At 60.3% G+C, this 15,252-nt stretch carries 16 protein-coding genes and 1 tRNA gene; 6 read left to right on the top strand and 11 right to left on the bottom strand.

What is annotated here, in order from left to right; genetic code table 11:
* Positions 1 to 28: 28 nt before the first annotated feature.
* Positions 29 to 268, top strand: coding sequence for a hypothetical protein (locus tag RCI20_RS07115; RefSeq protein ID WP_306603877.1), 240 nt, complete (start codon positions 29 to 31; stop codon positions 266 to 268).
* Positions 269 to 352: 84 nt separating this feature from the next.
* Here the strand turns inward: RCI20_RS07115 and RCI20_RS07110 are convergent, their stop codons facing one another.
* Both RCI20_RS07110 and RCI20_RS07105 read right to left on the bottom strand, forming a co-directional pair.
* Positions 353 to 790 carry a hypothetical protein gene (locus RCI20_RS07110; protein WP_306603876.1) on the bottom strand — a complete coding sequence of 146 codons (438 nt, stop codon included), beginning with the start codon at positions 788 to 790 and terminating at the stop codon, positions 353 to 355.
* Positions 791 to 795: 5 nt separating this feature from the next.
* Positions 796 to 1,122 carry a helix-turn-helix domain-containing protein gene (locus RCI20_RS07105; RefSeq protein ID WP_306603875.1) on the bottom strand — a complete coding sequence of 109 codons (327 nt, stop codon included), beginning with the start codon at positions 1,120 to 1,122 and terminating at the stop codon, positions 796 to 798.
* Between the two features lie 164 nt (positions 1,123 to 1,286).
* Here RCI20_RS07105 and RCI20_RS07100 point away from each other — a divergent pair, with 164 nt between their 5' ends.
* Positions 1,287 to 1,763, top strand: a complete 477-nt coding sequence (locus RCI20_RS07100; RefSeq protein ID WP_306603874.1) for a helix-turn-helix domain-containing protein — start codon at positions 1,287 to 1,289, stop codon at positions 1,761 to 1,763.
* Between the two features lie 89 nt (positions 1,764 to 1,852).
* The gene (locus RCI20_RS07095; RefSeq protein ID WP_306603873.1) at positions 1,853 to 2,218 is read left to right on the top strand and encodes a hypothetical protein; all 366 of its coding nucleotides are present in this window, start codon (positions 1,853 to 1,855) and stop codon (positions 2,216 to 2,218) included.
* A 156-nt stretch (positions 2,219 to 2,374) separates the two neighbouring features.
* Here RCI20_RS07095 and RCI20_RS07090 read toward each other — a convergent pair.
* The 6 genes from RCI20_RS07090 to RCI20_RS07065 form a co-directional block, all read right to left on the bottom strand.
* Positions 2,375 to 2,459: transfer RNA gene (locus RCI20_RS07090), tRNA-Leu, on the bottom strand.
* Between the two features lie 25 nt (positions 2,460 to 2,484).
* Complete coding sequence (locus RCI20_RS07085) at positions 2,485 to 2,886, bottom strand: Rap1a/Tai family immunity protein (RefSeq protein WP_306603872.1); 402 nt, start codon at positions 2,884 to 2,886, stop codon at positions 2,485 to 2,487.
* A gap of 19 nt (positions 2,887 to 2,905) precedes the next feature.
* Positions 2,906 to 5,485, bottom strand: a complete 2,580-nt coding sequence (gene cphA / locus RCI20_RS07080; RefSeq protein WP_306603871.1) for a cyanophycin synthetase — start codon at positions 5,483 to 5,485, stop codon at positions 2,906 to 2,908.
* Positions 5,486 to 5,521: 36 nt separating this feature from the next.
* Positions 5,522 to 7,765, bottom strand: coding sequence for a cyanophycin synthetase (cphA, locus tag RCI20_RS07075; RefSeq protein ID WP_306603870.1), 2,244 nt, complete (start codon positions 7,763 to 7,765; stop codon positions 5,522 to 5,524).
* A 150-nt stretch (positions 7,766 to 7,915) separates the two neighbouring features.
* Complete coding sequence (locus RCI20_RS07070; protein WP_306603869.1) at positions 7,916 to 8,386, bottom strand: DUF1854 domain-containing protein; 471 nt, start codon at positions 8,384 to 8,386, stop codon at positions 7,916 to 7,918.
* Positions 8,387 to 8,395: 9 nt separating this feature from the next.
* On the bottom strand, positions 8,396 to 10,729 hold the full coding sequence (locus RCI20_RS07065) for an ABC transporter ATP-binding protein (RefSeq protein ID WP_306603868.1): 2,334 nt from the start codon (positions 10,727 to 10,729) through the stop codon (positions 8,396 to 8,398).
* Between the two features lie 139 nt (positions 10,730 to 10,868).
* Between RCI20_RS07065 and RCI20_RS07060 the strand changes: the two genes are divergently transcribed.
* From RCI20_RS07060 to RCI20_RS07050, 3 genes are read left to right on the top strand one after another with little or no spacing between them, the layout of a single operon-like run.
* Positions 10,869 to 11,432, top strand: a complete 564-nt coding sequence (locus RCI20_RS07060) for a pseudouridine synthase (protein ID WP_306603867.1) — start codon at positions 10,869 to 10,871, stop codon at positions 11,430 to 11,432.
* Positions 11,416 to 11,880, top strand: coding sequence for a DUF192 domain-containing protein (locus RCI20_RS07055; RefSeq protein WP_373691489.1), 465 nt, complete (start codon positions 11,416 to 11,418; stop codon positions 11,878 to 11,880). The genes RCI20_RS07060 and RCI20_RS07055 overlap by 17 nt, the downstream gene beginning before the upstream one ends.
* Complete coding sequence (locus RCI20_RS07050) at positions 11,880 to 12,461, top strand: chorismate lyase (protein ID WP_306603866.1); 582 nt, start codon at positions 11,880 to 11,882, stop codon at positions 12,459 to 12,461. Before RCI20_RS07055 ends, RCI20_RS07050 begins: the two co-directional genes overlap by 1 nt.
* Position 12,462: 1 nt before the next feature.
* Here RCI20_RS07050 and RCI20_RS07045 read toward each other — a convergent pair whose 3' ends face one another.
* From RCI20_RS07045 to RCI20_RS07035, 3 genes are all read right to left on the bottom strand, one after another.
* A complete protein-coding gene (locus tag RCI20_RS07045) occupies positions 12,463 to 12,864 on the bottom strand; it encodes a hypothetical protein (protein WP_306603865.1) in 402 nt (133 codons plus the stop codon).
* 133 nt (positions 12,865 to 12,997) lie between these two features.
* Complete coding sequence (locus RCI20_RS07040) at positions 12,998 to 14,854, bottom strand: sodium:solute symporter family protein (RefSeq protein ID WP_306603864.1); 1,857 nt, start codon at positions 14,852 to 14,854, stop codon at positions 12,998 to 13,000.
* Between the two features lie 9 nt (positions 14,855 to 14,863).
* A complete protein-coding gene (locus RCI20_RS07035) occupies positions 14,864 to 15,118 on the bottom strand; it encodes a DUF4212 domain-containing protein (RefSeq protein ID WP_306603863.1) in 255 nt (84 codons plus the stop codon).
* Positions 15,119 to 15,252: the final 134 nt, after the last annotated feature.

Raw genomic sequence — 15,252 nt, 5'->3', positions numbered from 1 at the left:
TTCCAACTAACTTCACAGGAGACCCCTCATGGAACATGAGAAAATGATGGAACACGCCACGACGCTGGCTGCCGCCTTTATCGCCAATGGCGACCTTCGGCATCGCAGAAACTTTCGAGACGATGGCAGTAGCGAGACACATGAACAGGTAACCCTTCTGCTTATTCAGATGTATCGGGCTGTTGAAGAGGCATCGTTTGAGGCGCGTCAGACTTCTTGGGCAAAGCGGATGAAGGGGGAAATCCCTGATCCAACCGGGAATGCCTGACATAAGCCGTGTATCCGCCCCCACCCGTGATCCGGTTGCGGGGAATCCACTCCTCGGCTCCGCCATCCGCAGGGATTGAATGACTCACTCCATTTCTCCCATCGCATGTTTCAGTTGTTTGATCTTCTTGGCCGCGTCTTCCTTCAGACGCTCCAGCTTGCCAATCTCGGCATCCAGCGCTTCTTTGCCGACCAGCACCTTGCAGCCGCGCAAATCTGCCAGCCAAGCCGTCAGCGCATGCGTTTCGCAAGCCACCTCAAAGGCCGGCAGATACTCCAGCGGAAAGCGCCAGCCCTCGCGGCTGTCCGCAGTCCAGCTATCCAGTTGGTTCTTGGTGATTTCATGCCCGACCAGTTCGGTCATATGCGCGGCAATCTCGAAACGCTGGCGCGGCGAAGCCTTAAGCAGGTCGGCCAGCAAGTGGCGCAACGCGGGGCCGATGGCCAGGGCACCAGGCAGCGGCGAACGCGCTACGGGCACTTCGAACAAGTCCAGCGTCAGCGAGTCGTGACGGGTTTTCATGATGTCTACGCCGCCATCCGATTATTGCCATTGTGTTGGCAGTCAGATTGGGTAGACTTCAAGGCACGCAAGCCGAAAGATTTGCGCGTACCGTCAGCGTTGTAACGGGTCGGCCAAATGTCCATCGGGTGCAAGCCCAGCACATCAGCCAGCCGCTTCTCGTTGATCGGGTACGCGGTCTGATTCATCGCCTTGGAGAGCGTCGACGAGCCGCGAATATTGTGCCGTCTTGCCACCTCCAATAACGTGATGCCGCGCTTGTGCAGAGCAGCCAGAATATCGGCCGGGTGCCAGTCCTCTTGACTGGCTTTTTTAGCGGTGTTCTTTGACATTTCTTAACTTCCGTGGTGGGTGGTTGTTGAATGGCATTAGACACCCTAAAGAGTGCGCATGTCAACACCATTGACGTGCACACTTCGATTTTTGGCACAAAAATGAAAGCAGTTTGTTTTTCTCTTGTTAATCAACTGGTTGCGCCAAGTGTGCACGCAGTTCTGTGCACAGGACGCGTGCACAGTTCGAGGGGGTGCTAACTGTGCACAGTATTGGATCCGCCTTACGGGTGTGGCGAGAGCAGAGCGGGCTGTCTCAAAAGGATGCGGCGGCACACTTTGGGGTGCCTTCACGAACGTACCAAGACTATGAGCGCGACCTGAAATCGCCGGGGGCTGGGTCAATAACCGCCTTTGTCCGTGCCGGCATCAACGCCAACTGGCTGCTGACCGGTGAAGGCCCGATGCTGCTCGCCGATCTGGCCGCGCCAGCCCCGGCAGCAGCACCCAAGCCCGAGCCGCAGCGCATCAACGTCGACGCCCTGGCGCACGCCTACGCCGTCACGCTGCAGACCGCTCCCAAGGGCGAAACCCTTGCCCAGACAGCCCGCAAGGCCGTTGCCTTCTACCTGTATTGTTTTGATCAGGGGCTCATCACCGAAGACGGCGAAGGCAAAGGCAACCTCGAAGGCGCCGCCTGATATCGATATGACTTTCGTCTGATTGGCCGCTGCGCCGGGCCGTGGCATGCTGCGCCCCCATGGAAAGGGGGCCGGAACAATATCTATGGATGCTTGGGCTGGTAGCCGCCTGGCGGCAGCAGGTTGATAACGACCAAGGCGCCCCGCGCCCGTTACTAAGTGGCGTCTATGCCCAGGCCGGCACCTTCAATAACGCCCCGGCCACCGCTGCCAACGACATCCCGTCGGCTCTGCGAGCAGTTCTGTTTATTTGGCTCTGGAACTGTGCCATTAATCGCGCAAATCTGAGCGGAAATTGTCTGAATTCCAGCATTCCGCGCCAAACAACCAGCGCGCAAAATTTTTCCACCCATCCCGCCGAAACCCGCACCATCCCGGCCTTTCCCAATTGCCAGGCCAAAATTTTCAGCCCCACAGGACTGTGCCAAATAAACACCCCCCTCACAGTGTGGTGATGTGCGACAGCTCAACTATCCGCGCCAAGGCGCATCCTTGACACACCGCGCTGCATTTTTCGCCAAGGGAGCAATAGGGGAGCAATGGAATTTGCCGAAGCCAGAAAGCAAAAAGGCCAACTCCGAAGAATTGGCCTAACTGCTTGATTCTAATACTGGTGCCCCGGGCCAGACTCGAACTGGCACACCTTTCGGCGGCGGATTTTGAATCCGCTGCGTCTACCGATTCCGCCACCGGGGCTTGTGGAGGCCGGATTATCCATGAATCACGGCTTTCGTTCAAGTAAATCTGCACAGGGAAAACTTTTTGCCAGTGCTCCGGCAACCAGTGTAGCCGTGCTGGCAGTATTTTGCGGCGGTGTGCGCTCTACGTGGATGACCACTGCTCGAACCAGACGTTGCGAAAGATCAGGATCGTTTGGCAGGCAAAAAGCATTGAGTTGAACGCCTATCTTTTCGGCAAGATAGTCGCTGATTGCGTAGCCATCGGCGAATCCGGCAATGTAGGAGATGCAACGGCTACTGCGTATCGCGTGATGTGGGTCGCTGTTTTTAACCTCGGCATACAGTGCTTCTGCTGCCCGGCAATCTTCCAGCAATTCCTGGCCGGTGTAGGCATGCGCCGAACCGGCCAGCAGGCCCAGTAACAGGATAGGCAAGGATTTCATTGCTCAGTCCGGAATGCGGTCATGAAGCTTGGGCTTCCGTAATGCGTTGGTCGATATGCGCCAGTGCATCTTCCACTTGATCGATCAGGATCAGGCAGAGGTCGCCGGGTTGCAGGCGAGCCAGGGCAACGTCAATTGCCGCAAACTCGCCATCGATGGCTTCGATGTGGCGCACCCGCTTTGATTTGCTCAGACCGGCGCGCAGCAGCGAGATGACTTCGCCATCGGCCCGGCCGCGCTGGCAGGCATCTTGATAAAGAACGACTTCGTCGAAGGCCTCGCCGAGAATCTCGGTTTGTTGCGTGATGTCTTCGTCGCGTCGGTCGCCAGCGCCGCTGATGACGACCGAGCGGGTTTTTGCCGGCAGGTTTTCGACTGCCTTGACCAGCGCCAGCATGGCGTCCGGGTTATGACCGTAATCGGCGATCAGCGTGGCTTCCTTGTAGTCGAAGACGTTGAAGCGACCAGGGGCTGTTGCCGTGTCGCTGACGAAGCCGGCCAGCGCCGCTTCGATCATCGACCAATCGTAGCCGAGTGCCCAGGCGGTGGCGATAGCAGCCATGGCGTTTTCGATCTGGAAGCCGATGCTGCCATTGCGAGTCAGCGGAATGCCGGCCATCGAGATGCGGTGTTTGCGCCGGCCTTCGCCGCAAACGATATCGCCCTGATCAACGTAAAGCACGCGTTTGCCCAAGGCGCGATGTGTGGCCAGTACCGGGTGCGTTGGATCAAGGGCGAAGAAGGTGACGTTGCCAGCGCAGTATTGGGCCATCGAGGCGACCACCGGGTCGGCTGCATTGAGCACCGCGGTGCCGGTCGGCGCGACGTTTTCGACAATAACCCGCTTGATGACGGCGAGCTCCTGTACGGTCGTGATGTAGTTCAGGCCGAGGTGATCGCCGAGGCCGATGTTGGTGACGACGGCGACATCGCACACGTCGAAGCCCAGGCCTTCGCGCAACAGGCCGCCGCGGGCGGTTTCCAGAACCGCCGCGTCGACATCCGGGTGGCCCAGCACGTTACGTGCACTGCGCGGGCCGGAACAGTCGCCGGTTTCGATGCGCTTGTTCTGAACATAGATGCCATCGGTGCTGGTCATGCCGACGCGCAGATTGTTGGCCTCGAAAATGCGGCCGATCAACCGGCTGGTCGTCGTCTTGCCATTGGTGCCGGTGACGGCAACCACGGGGATACGGGCGTTGTCCCCATCCGGGAACATCATGCCGACGATGGCCTCGCCCACCGGACGGCCTTTGCCGAAAGAGGGGGCGAGGTGCATGCGCAGGCCCGGTGCGGCATTGACTTCGACAATGCCACCACCCTGTTCTTCGAGTGGCTTCAGGATGGTGTCGCACACCACGTCGATGCCGGCAATGTCGAGGCCGACCGTCTGTGCCGCAGCAACCGCCGCAGCGGCTAGTTCAGGATGCACATCGTCGGTCACGTCGGTCGCCGTGCCACCGGTCGACAGATTGGCATTGTTGCGCAGTACGACGCGCACGCCACGCTCGGGAATCGAATCGGCGGTGTAGCCTTGTTCGGCCAGGCGGGCGATGGCGATTTCGTCGAAACGGATCTTGGTCAGCGAGGTGGCGTGACCATCCGAACGGCGTGGGTCGCTATTCACGATGTCGACCAGTTCGCGCACGGTGTGCGTGCCATCGCCGACGACCAGCGGTGGGTCACGCCGGGCGGCAGCGATCAGCTTGTCGCCGATGACCAGCAGGCGCCAGTCGTGGCCGGGCAGGTATTTCTCGACCATGATGTCATCGAAGAAGCTGACCGCAACCTGATAGGCGTGGCGGACTTGTTCTTCGCTGGTCAGGTTGACCGAAATACCCTTGCCCTGATTGCCGTCCTGCGGCTTGACCACCACCGGCAAACCAACTTCAAGGGCGGCGCGCCAGGCATCGTCTTCATCTTCGACCGGGCGGCCGGTCGGCACGGCAACGCCAGCGGCGTGCAGCAGGTTCTTGGTCAGTTCCTTGTCCTGGGCGATGGCTTCACCGATGGCGCTGGTCAGGCTGGTTTCTGCGGCCTGGATGCGTTTCTGCTTGCTGCCCCAGCCGAACTGCACCAGGCTGCCCTGGGTCAGCCGGCGATAGGGAATGCCGCGGGCCAGTGCTGCGGTGACAATGGCGCCGGTCGATGGTCCGAGGCGAATGTCTTCGTCCAGATCGCGCAATTCCTTCAACGTGCCGTCGAGGTCGAAAGGCGTGTCGGCCAGGGCCGCATTGCACAACTGCTCGGCACGTTCGAAAGCCAGGCGGCCGACATCTTCTTCGGTGTATTCAACCACCACCTGATAAACGCCGGTATCGACGGTCTGCGTCGTCCGGCTGAAGGTCACCGGGCAGCCCGCCTGGGCTTGCAGACCGAGTGCGGCAAACTCGAGGGCATGCGCCATCGAGACGGTATCTAGGTGATCGGCTGGAATCAGGTCGCCCAGTTCGGGAAAGCGCGCGCGCAGGCGGGCTTCGAAGCCGGGCAGGTCGGCAATGGCCGATTCGTTGCCGGAGCAAGTGACAATGGCCTGGATGGCGGTGTGGCGGCTCCACAAATTGGGGCCACGCAAGGCGCGGATGCGGGAAACGTCCATGAACGTGCTTCCTAAATGTTTTTTAGATGCGTGTTATTAGATGCGGCTGGCGACGCGGGCCGACTTGCGGGTACGTCGGGGGAGCAGGGCAAAGGGATCGGCCAGTTCGAGGCCGTAGGTCTTGATGCCGGTGACGATGACATCCTGCGACAGGCCGAGTGCCCAGCCGGCAGCGACCGCTGCCAGCACATTGGCAATGGTTTCCGGTTTCTTGGCCTTGCCGATGAAAGGTACGTCACCGAGGCGGCAAAGGCGAACTTCGTCCTGGCCGGTGCCGAGGTAAATACGGCTTTCACTGACGTAGACCGCACGTTTTCCGGCGGCCAGATGTTCGTCGAGCACCGGGCAATCCGGGTCGGTGGCGAACAGGATGACTTCCCCGTCGCACAGTTCGGCAAAGTCGGCAACCTGCGGATCGCAGGCATTGAGTACGGCACAGCCCGACTTGAGCACGACGTCGACCTGGGTGCGGTAAGTCGAGCGCCAGGTGGTGTAGTACTCGCCACCCGTTGGCTGGATGTCCCAGCGCGACAGGTCTTCGGCTGCTGGCAGGACGTTGGTGACGATGCCAATCTGGCAACGGTCGTAAGACAGACCTTCGCCGAGAATGACCTTGCCGCCATTCTCGATGACCGCTGCCTCGACGGCGCGCGTCATCAACAGGCGATGGCCGCCGGCCCAGTTGGCAGCATCCGTTTTCTGGACCTGCCGCCGACCGAGGAAGACGCCATCGCTGCAGGCCAGCCCGACATGCTTGCCGGACAGGTGCAGCAGGTGGGCGACGATGCGGGCAACCGGCGTCTTGCCGCGCGAACCCGAGACGCCGACGACCGGAACACGGCCGCTTTCGTGCGGGGCGAAAAGATTATCGACAATCGCCTGGCCGACCGGGCGCGGTTTGCCGATGCCCGGCTTGATGTGCATCAGCAGGCTGGGGCCGGCATTGACTTCGACGATGGCCCCGCCCTGTTCGGCGAGCGGCTGTGAAATATCGGAACAAACCAGGTCGATACCGGCAATGTCCAGCCCGACGACGCGGGCAGCCAGTGCGGCCACCTCGGCGGTATCCGGATGGACTTCGTCGGTACAGTCGAAGGCGTGGTTGGCGTTGCGCTGGATCAGCACTTCGCGGCCGTTGGCTGGCACGCTGTCACCGTTCAGGCCCTGGCGTTCGAGTTCCATCTTTGCCGCGGTGTCGATGCGGATGATGGACAGCGGATGCAGTTCCGTTTCGCCGCGCCGTGGGTCGGTGTTGATCTGGGTGTCGATCAGTTGCTGGACGGTAGACTTGCCGTCGCCGTTGATGGTGATCAGGTCGCTGCGGTTGGCGGCAACCAGTTTTCCGCCAACGACCAGCAGACGGTGTTCGATGCCCTGGATCGAGCGCTCGACCAGTACGCCCGAGCCTTCCTCGGTGGCGATGGCCCAGGCTTTCTTCACGTCGTCGGCGTTCATCAGGTCGATGAATACGCCACGGCCGTGATTGCCGTCGGTTGGCTTGACGACCACCGGGTAACCGATGTCTTCGGCCGCTTCGACCGCATCATCGGCGCTGTCTACTTCGCGGCCTTCCGGCACCGGGACGCCGACCGACGAAATCAGTTCCTTGGTCAAATCCTTGTCGCGCGAAATGGTCTCGGCAATCGCGCTGGTCCGGTCGGTTTCGGCTGTCCAGATCCGGCGCATCGCGGCACCGTAGCCGAGTTGGACGAGATTGCCGTCGTCGAGCAGACGGATATGCGGAATCTTGCGGGCTTCGGCAGCATTGACGATGGCGGCGGTCGACGGGCCGAGATATTTGCGGTCGACCTTGCGGCGCAAGGTTTTTACCGTGGCTTCGACATCGAAAGCCTCATCGTTGATGGCAGCCAGCAACAAGTCGCGGGCGAGATCGAGCGCCAGGCGGGTGCATTCTTCATGGAAATTGCTGACGATCAGCTTGTAGACGCCGCGTTCGGTGGTCTCGCGGGTGCGACCGAAACCATCGGGCAGGCCGGCCAGGCTCATCAGTTCAAGGGTCACGTGCTCGAGAATGTGGCCGGCCCAGGTGCCTTCCTGCAGACGGCGCAGGAAACCGCCGCGTTCGTCGTAATTGCAACGGTGTTCGACCAGCGAGGGCAGCCAGGTGCAAAGACGTTCGTAAAGGCCGGGAATCTTGTTGGAGGGGAGGTCTTCGAGTTCCCCGATGTCGATCCAGGTTTCGAAGCTGGGCGGGTAGGTCCAGATGCTGGGCCCGCGCAGGGCGGTCTGGGTACGGAAGATGATGTCTTGTTTCTTCATGCTCTTTGGCCTTGTGTCCGTTGGCAGCGGTGATGAATTGTTGTGAGTTGTTGTTCTGAGGTCTGCGGATTATTAACGTTTTTTCCCGCCAGCGGCTGACCGGCGGCAAAAAGTATTACCTTCCGGTACAGGCCGTCACATTGGTCCGGCTCAAAGGAAACGGTCGAGCAGCTTGCGGCTGTGCCGGTCGAGCTGCGTCAGGTCGCGCACCAGGTACTGGATGCCGTGCGCATCGGCGATCAGCAGTCGGGTACGCGACAGGCGCCGGATGTCTTCCTCGCCCTTGAGCAGCAGTGCAGCGCTGCCGCGGTTGGTGCGGACTTGCCAGGTACTGGGGCAGGCGAAACTGGAGACCTCGAGCAGTTGTTCGATTTCCGGGACGAATTCGCGGCTGGCCAGTTCTTCTTCGATCAACTGGCGAGTGGCGTCCGGCAGGTCGGCAAGGCGGTCGGTCCAGGCGATTTCATGGCCTTCGTAGTTGATCAGCGCAATGCCTTCGTCCGGCGCGGCGATGGGAAAGGCGCGGACCGGCGTGACGCCTTCGTGGCGCTCGCCATTTTCGGCCAGAAAGACCAGTCGACCGTAGTTGTCGCGATGTAAGCTGAAATTTACGTTCGGCATGCTGTTTCCTCAGGCGCTAACGGTTTTCGGTTGATTCGGACCGGCCGGTTCGAGTGCCTCGGTATCAACATTGCGCAGTTGTGCCGTGTACAGCTTGAAATAATGCCCTTCGGTGGCCATCAGTTCATCGTGATTACCCACTTCGACAATGCGCCCGCGATCCATGACGACCAGTCGGTCGGCCTTGCGCAGGGTGCTCAGGCGGTGGGCGATAGCGATGGTGGTGCGGCCCTTGACCAGGTTGTCGAGCGCTTTCTGGATTTCCTTCTCGGTTTCGGTGTCGACCGCAGAAGTTGCCTCGTCGAGGATCAGGATGCGCGGGTCGATCAACAGGGCGCGGGCAATCGAGATGCGCTGGCGTTCGCCGCCGGACAAGCCTTGGCCGCGTTCGCCGACCAGTGAATCGTAACCATGCGGCAGGCGCAGGATGAATTCGTGGGCATGCGCGGCACGGGCGGCGGCAATGATCTCGGCCCGCGTGGCTTCCGGCTTGCCGTAGGCGATATTGTCGGCAATGGTGCCGAAGAACAGGAAGGGTTCCTGCAGCACCAGGCCGATATGGCTGCGGAATTCGGCAACCGGCACCGAGCGCACGTCGACGCCGTCGATCAGCACCTGGCCTTCGGTGACGTCGTAGAAGCGGCAGATCAGGTTGACCAGCGTCGATTTGCCCGAGCCGCTGTGGCCAACCAAGCCGATCATTTCGCCGGGCTGGATGACCAGATCAACATCTTTGGTGACGGTACGTGTGCCGTAGCGGAAGCTGGCTTTTTTCAGTTCCAGGCGGCCGGTGACGTTTTGCAGATGGATGGGTTTCGTCGGTTCAGGCACGCTGGAAACGTGGTCGAGGATGTCGAAGATGCGCTTGGTGGAAGACGCCGCACGCTGGGTGGCCGACACAATGCGGCTCATCGAATCGAGGCGGGTGTAGAAACGGCCGATGTAGGCGAGGAAAGCGGTCAGTACGCCGACCGTGCTGGCGCCCTTGGAAATCTGCCAGATACCGAAGACCCAGACGACAAGCAGGCCGATTTCGGTGAGCAAGGTCACCGTCGGCGTGAACAGCGACCAGGTGCGGTTCAGCTTGTCGTTCATCACCAGGTTGTGTTCGTTGGCCGTGCGGAAGCGGTCGCCTTCGCGCTTCTCCTGGGCAAAGGCTTTCACTACGCGGATGCCGGGGATGGTGTCGGCCAGCACGTTGGTGACTTCGGCCCAGACGCGGTCGATTTTTTCGAAGCCGGTGCGCAGTTTTTCCCGGACGAAATGGATCAGCCAGGCAATGATCGGCAAGGGCAGCAAGGTGACCAGCGCCAGCCACGGGTTGATCGAGAACAGGATGACGGCAGTCATCGTGATCATCAATACGTCGGTGGCGAAATTGAGCAGGTCGAGCGACAGGAAGATATTGATGCGGTCGGTTTCGTTACCGATGCGTGCCATCAGGTCGCCGGTGCGCTTGCCGCCGAAATATTCGAGCGACAGGCCGAGCAGGTGGTCGTAGGTCTGCGTGCGCAGGTCGCGCCCCATGCGTTCTGAAACCAGCGACAGAATATACGTACGTATCCAGCCCAGACCCCAGGCCACGACAGCGGCGCCGAGCAGGCCGCCGAGATACATCGAGACCAGTTCCCAGTCGATCGGCTTGCCGTTCTGGAAGGGGATCAGCACCTCGTCCATCAGCGGCATGGTCAGGTAGGGGGGGACCAGCGTTGCTGCGGTCGACGCCAGCGTCAGGACAAAACCCAGAAACAGTTGCCAGCGGTAGGGGCGGGCAAAACGCCACAGGCGGAACAATGTCCAGGTCGATGGGGCAACGGCGGATTCACGATTGCAGATCGGACATTCTTCGGCCCCCGGCTCCAGCGGTGCCTTGCACTTGGGGCAGAGTTCCTCATCCGGGCGTTGTGCGGCGTGGCCGCTGACGATGCTGTCGCGTTGCAGGTCGAATTCGCCGATCAGGCGCAGGGCATCGAGGTTGTTGGCCAGCGTGTAGCGCCAGCAGGCCAGACGGCCGGACGCATCGAGCAATTCCAGCGTGCCGACGCCGGCGTGGTCGTGGTGGTCGAGGCGCAACTCGCCGGACAGCGGCCATTCCTGATATTCGTTGCTGCCGGGTAACCAGGCCAACAGACGCCGGTTGGTCAGGGCGAGCAGGCCTTCGGCAAAATGCAGGCGGCTGTCGAGATCGGGTTGCAGCCAGGCCTGGAGATTTTCATCTGCCTGTAGCGAGGTGCTTACGCGGGCTGACCAATGCTCAGGCAGCGCCGGGACATGAGATACAGGATAGGGAGCAACAGGGCCGTGCGAAGCAGGGCCGGCAATAGTTTGGTTCGACGAGGGCATCGGGGGAGTATAGCCGAGGGGCTGTGAGTGTGGAGGTGACGCGTGTGCTTGTAACGCGTGTCTTTGTAACGTGCGATCCACTCGCCGGGTTGACCGGGTGTGCCGTAAAATCGGGCTTTTCGGGAATTTTGCGGTCAACGTGTCGAAAATCGTCATTTTCAACAAGCCTTACGGCGTGCTCAGCCAATTTACGCCGGAAGGGCGTTGGCGGGCGCTCGACGAGTTCATTCCGGTGAAAGGCGTTTATGTGGCCGGACGGCTTGATGCCGATAGCGAGGGCTTGCTGCTGCTGACCGATGACGGCAAGCTGCAGGCGAAAATCGCCGATCCCAAGCACAAACTGGAAAAAACCTACTGGGCGCAGGTCGAAGGTCAGCCGGCGGATGCCGACCTGGAACCCTTGCGTCGGGGAATCCGACTCTCCGACTTCACGGCACTGCCGGCCAAGGTCAAATTGATCGATCAGCCGGCCGGTTTGTGGGAGCGTGATCCGCCGATTCGTTATCGCCAGTCCATTCCAACGTCGTGGCTGGAAATCCGTATTGCCGAAGGCAAGAACCGGCAAGTGCGGCGGATGGCGGCGGCCATCGGTTATCCTGTATTGCGCCTGATCCGGGCGGCCGTTGGCGGCATTTCGGTCGCCGGCCTGGGTTTGGGTGAATGGCGACAGATCGAAGGGAGTTTTGATGATTTACGGGCTTAGGCAGTTGGCGGGGACAATTCTGGGCGGCATGTTCGGGGTATGCCTGGCAAGCGCCGTCGTGGCGCAGGAATCGATGCCGACAATCGAGTTGACCGCAGGATTCCATCGGATTGAAGCCGAAGTGGCCGCGCAGGATAGTCATCGGCAGGTTGGCCTGATGAACCGGCCAAGCATGCCGGTCCAGCGCGGCATGCTTTTCGTCTTCCCGCAGGCCAACACCCACTGTATGTGGATGCGCAATACGCTGATCCCGCTTTCCGTTGCTTTCATGGATAAAGAGGGGCGGATCATCAATATCGCAGATATGCAGCCGCACAGTGAAGAGAATCACTGCGCCCGGCAGCCGGCGCGTTATGCGCTGGAAATGAATCGCGGCTGGTTTGCCCAGCGGGGCATTGGCGCCGGGACCAAACTGCGTGGTCTGGAACGCGCCCCGCAAGCGCGCTGATGAACCTTCGCGCAACTACTCGCGCTGACGTCGCCGGTTGGCGGTCGCAACTGGTCGGGCGCCGTCCCGAAGATCGATTGCGTAGTTGGCTGTGCGAGACCGGTTCGTTAACCTTGCGCTGCCAGCAACATTGTCGTGATTTCCGCGTGCGGGTGTTGCGCCAGGGCAGGCTAACGCCGCTGGATGACGGGCCGGGGCGGCGGCGTTTGCCGGTGCGCGAAGTGCTGCTTGAATGCGATGGTGTGCCGGTGATTTTTGCCCACAGCGTGCTGTCGACCGCAAGAAGCGGTCGGCTGGGGCGTTGGTTTTCCCGTCTGGGGAGTCAGTCTCTGGGATCGCTGTTGTTTACCCACGCCGGCTTTCGCCGGGCGAAGATTGAGTTCTTGCGTTTGCCTCAACGGCACCCTTTGTATCGGCGTCTGCTTGCCTGCGCTGTCATTGCGAAGAAGCCTCGAACCGAGGTCGAACCCGTGATTTGGGCGAGGCGTTCCCGCCATCACCTCGGTCAGAGCAGTGTTCTGGTGACCGAGGTATTTTTGCCGACAATCGAGATGCTCGAAGCGTTCGACAGCCAGCAATAACTTATTTGACTTCAGCTTCCGGCGGAGCTTTGGGGTCCTGGGACTTGCGCTGCAGGAAACTGGGTAGATTCATCGGGTGTGCCTGGCGGCTCAGGGCAAAGCTGAGGAAGAACTTGCACCAGATGGTACTGCCGGCAATGGCCATCCAGGTGTCGTAATCGAGTTCGCCGGCCAGAACGCCGGCAATGACGGCTAGCGCAATGCTGCCGGCGACGAGATTGATGACCGCCTCGTAAGGCGCGTATTTTTCCGGGTTGGGGGGCGACTCGCCGTACTTGATGGCGACTTCGGAAAAATCCTTGTTGATCGCAATACGCCAGGCACGGCGCAGCCAGAAAAACGCCATGGGAAACAGCGCCAGGAACAGAATCCAGGTGAGCGCGACATGGACATTGAAAACCATACTAGACCTCGGTGCTTCTGCAGCAGGGCAAGATGCCCTTCGCTAAATAAAAAAACCCCGTCGACATCGCCAACGGGGTTTTCGAATCCCCGCCCGATGTCCGGACGGGGAAGCTTACCTCAAGAGCGCTTACTTAGTGTGCGCCATCAACAGCCTTGGCGCCGCGCGGGATACGTACTGCTTCAACCATGTGCTGGATGTGCTCAGGCGGTTCCTTGGTGACCTTGTCGACTGCGAAGGCAACGATGAAGTTGACCAGCGCGCCGATGGCACCGAAGGCTTCCGGCGTGATGCCGAAGAAGGCATTCGGGCCGCCGATCAGATTGACGAAGTCGGTACCCTTGATGAAGAAGATGCCCTTGTGTGCGAACACGTAGAACAGGGTGATGAACAGACCAGCCAGCATGCCGGCCATGGCGCCTTCCTTGTTCATCTTCTTGGAGAAGATACCCATCATGATGGCGGGGAACAGGGAGGAGGCGGCAATACCGAAGGCCAGCGCAACCGTGCCGGCAGCGAAGCCCGGGGGGTTCAGACCGAGGTAGCCGGCAATCACGATGGCGACAGCCATGGAGATCTTGCCAGCCAGCAGCTCGTTCTTTTCGCTGATGCCCGGATTGAACACACCCTTCACCAAGTCATGTGACACGGCGGAGGAGATGGCCATCAGCAGACCGGCAGCGGTCGACAGAGCGGCAGCCAGACCACCAGCAGCGACCAGGGCGATAACCCAGTTCGGCAGCAGCGCGATTTCCGGATTGGCCAGCACGATGATGTCGGCGTTGACCGTCAGCTCGTTACCCTTCCAGCCAGCAGCATCGGCCTTGGCCTTGGCATCGGCGTTCTTGGTCTTGTCGTTGTAGTACTGGATACGACCGTCGCCATTCTTGTCTTCAAACTTCAAAAGGCCGGTCTTTTCCCAGCGCTTCATCCAGTCCGGACGTTTTTCGTAAACCAGGCTGGCTTCGGTCGCATAGACGTCTGCACGGGCCTTGACGGTTTCCGGATTGACCTTCATGGAGCCGTCGGCAGCCGTTTCCAGGCCGACAGCGGAGTTGACCGTACCATGCAGGTTCAGCTTGGCCATGGCGCCGACAGCCGGAGCGGTCGTGTACAGCAATGCGATGAAGACCAGTGCCCAACCAGCGGAGGAGCGGGCGTCAGACACCTTGGCCACCGTGAAGAAGCGCATGATGACGTGCGGCAGACCGGCGGTACCGATCATCAGCGACATCGTGTAGACGAACATGTTCAGCTTGGAGCCGGCCGTGGTCGTCGTGTATTGACCGAAACCGAGGTCGGTAACGACCTGGTCCAGCTTGGTCAGCAGCGCCATGTCGGTGCCGCTGATGTCGGAACCCAGACCCAGTTGCGGGATGGCGTTGCCGGTCAGTTGCAGGGAGATGAAGATGGCCGGCACCGTGTAAGCTAGGATCAGCACGATGTACTGTGCAACCTGGGTGTAGGTGATGCCCTTCATGCCGCCGAACACAGCGTAGGCGAACACGATACCCATACCCATGTAGATACCGGTGTCGCTGGAAACGCCCAGGAAGCGAGAGAAGGCCACGCCAACGCCGGTCATCTGACCGATGATGTACGTGATGGAGGCAGTCAGCAGGCAGATGACCGCGACAGTGGAAGCGCCTTGCGAGTAGAAGCGGTCACCGATGAATTGCGGTACGGTGAACTTGCCGAACTTGCGCAGGTACGGTGCCAGCAGCATCGCCAGCAGCACATAGCCACCTGTCCAGCCCATCAGGAACAGGCCACCACCGTACCCCATGTTGGCGATCAAGCCGGCCATGGAGATGAAAGAAGCTGCGGACATCCAGTCGGCGGCGGTTGCCATGCCGTTGGTGACTGGGTGAATGTTGCCGCCGGCAGCGTAGAACTCGGACGTGCTACCAGCACGTGCCCAGATCGCGATCCCGATGTACAGCGCAAAAGATGCGCCGACCATCAGGTAAGTAATAGTTTGCAGATCCATGCTGGCTCCTTAGTCTTCGTGAACGTCGAACTTGCGGTCGAGATCGCCCATTGCTTTACCGTAGTAAAAAATCAAAGCAATGAAGATGTAGATCGCGCCCTGATGGGCAAACCAGAAGCCCAGCGGGTAGCCCCCGAGTGAAATGCCATTCATCGCTTCGACAAACAGGATGCCTGTGCCGAACGAGAACACGAACCAGACTGCCAGGATCTTCCCTAGCAGGCCGAGCGTGGCTGACCAATAGGCTTTGCCTTGATCTTCCATTGTTATCTCCTCCTGTGAAAATTAAAGGGACGGGCTGCGCAATACAGCACCGCCACGTTGTCCAGTGTGGTCAGGGAAACTTACAGCCAACTGACAATACTTTCAGTTGGCTTACAGATTCATCCTTTGGCCGC

It is taken from the genome of Azonexus sp. (assembly GCF_030824335.1).
Lineage (GTDB): Bacteria > Pseudomonadota > Gammaproteobacteria > Burkholderiales > Rhodocyclaceae > Azonexus.
This window is presented reverse-complemented; position numbering and strand designations above follow the sequence as displayed.

Coding starts and splice junctions, on each gene's coding strand:
- RCI20_RS07115 (WP_306603877.1), top strand. CDS start 29: ATGGAACATGAGAAAATGATGGAACACGCCACGACGCTGGCTGCCGCC.
- RCI20_RS07110 (WP_306603876.1), bottom strand. CDS start 790: ATGAAAACCCGTCACGACTCGCTGACGCTGGACTTGTTCGAAGTGCCC.
- RCI20_RS07105 (WP_306603875.1), bottom strand. CDS start 1,122: ATGTCAAAGAACACCGCTAAAAAAGCCAGTCAAGAGGACTGGCACCCG.
- RCI20_RS07095 (WP_306603873.1), top strand. CDS start 1,853: ATGCTTGGGCTGGTAGCCGCCTGGCGGCAGCAGGTTGATAACGACCAA.
- RCI20_RS07085 (WP_306603872.1), bottom strand. CDS start 2,886: ATGAAATCCTTGCCTATCCTGTTACTGGGCCTGCTGGCCGGTTCGGCG.
- cphA (WP_306603871.1), bottom strand. CDS start 5,485: ATGGACGTTTCCCGCATCCGCGCCTTGCGTGGCCCCAATTTGTGGAGC.
- cphA (WP_306603870.1), bottom strand. CDS start 7,765: ATGAAGAAACAAGACATCATCTTCCGTACCCAGACCGCCCTGCGCGGG.
- RCI20_RS07070 (WP_306603869.1), bottom strand. CDS start 8,386: ATGCCGAACGTAAATTTCAGCTTACATCGCGACAACTACGGTCGACTG.
- RCI20_RS07065 (WP_306603868.1), bottom strand. CDS start 10,729: ATGCCCTCGTCGAACCAAACTATTGCCGGCCCTGCTTCGCACGGCCCT.
- RCI20_RS07055 (WP_373691489.1), top strand. CDS start 11,416: ATGATTTACGGGCTTAGGCAGTTGGCGGGGACAATTCTGGGCGGCATG.
- RCI20_RS07050 (WP_306603866.1), top strand. CDS start 11,880: ATGAACCTTCGCGCAACTACTCGCGCTGACGTCGCCGGTTGGCGGTCG.
- RCI20_RS07045 (WP_306603865.1), bottom strand. CDS start 12,864: ATGGTTTTCAATGTCCATGTCGCGCTCACCTGGATTCTGTTCCTGGCG.
- RCI20_RS07040 (WP_306603864.1), bottom strand. CDS start 14,854: ATGGATCTGCAAACTATTACTTACCTGATGGTCGGCGCATCTTTTGCG.
- RCI20_RS07035 (WP_306603863.1), bottom strand. CDS start 15,118: ATGGAAGATCAAGGCAAAGCCTATTGGTCAGCCACGCTCGGCCTGCTA.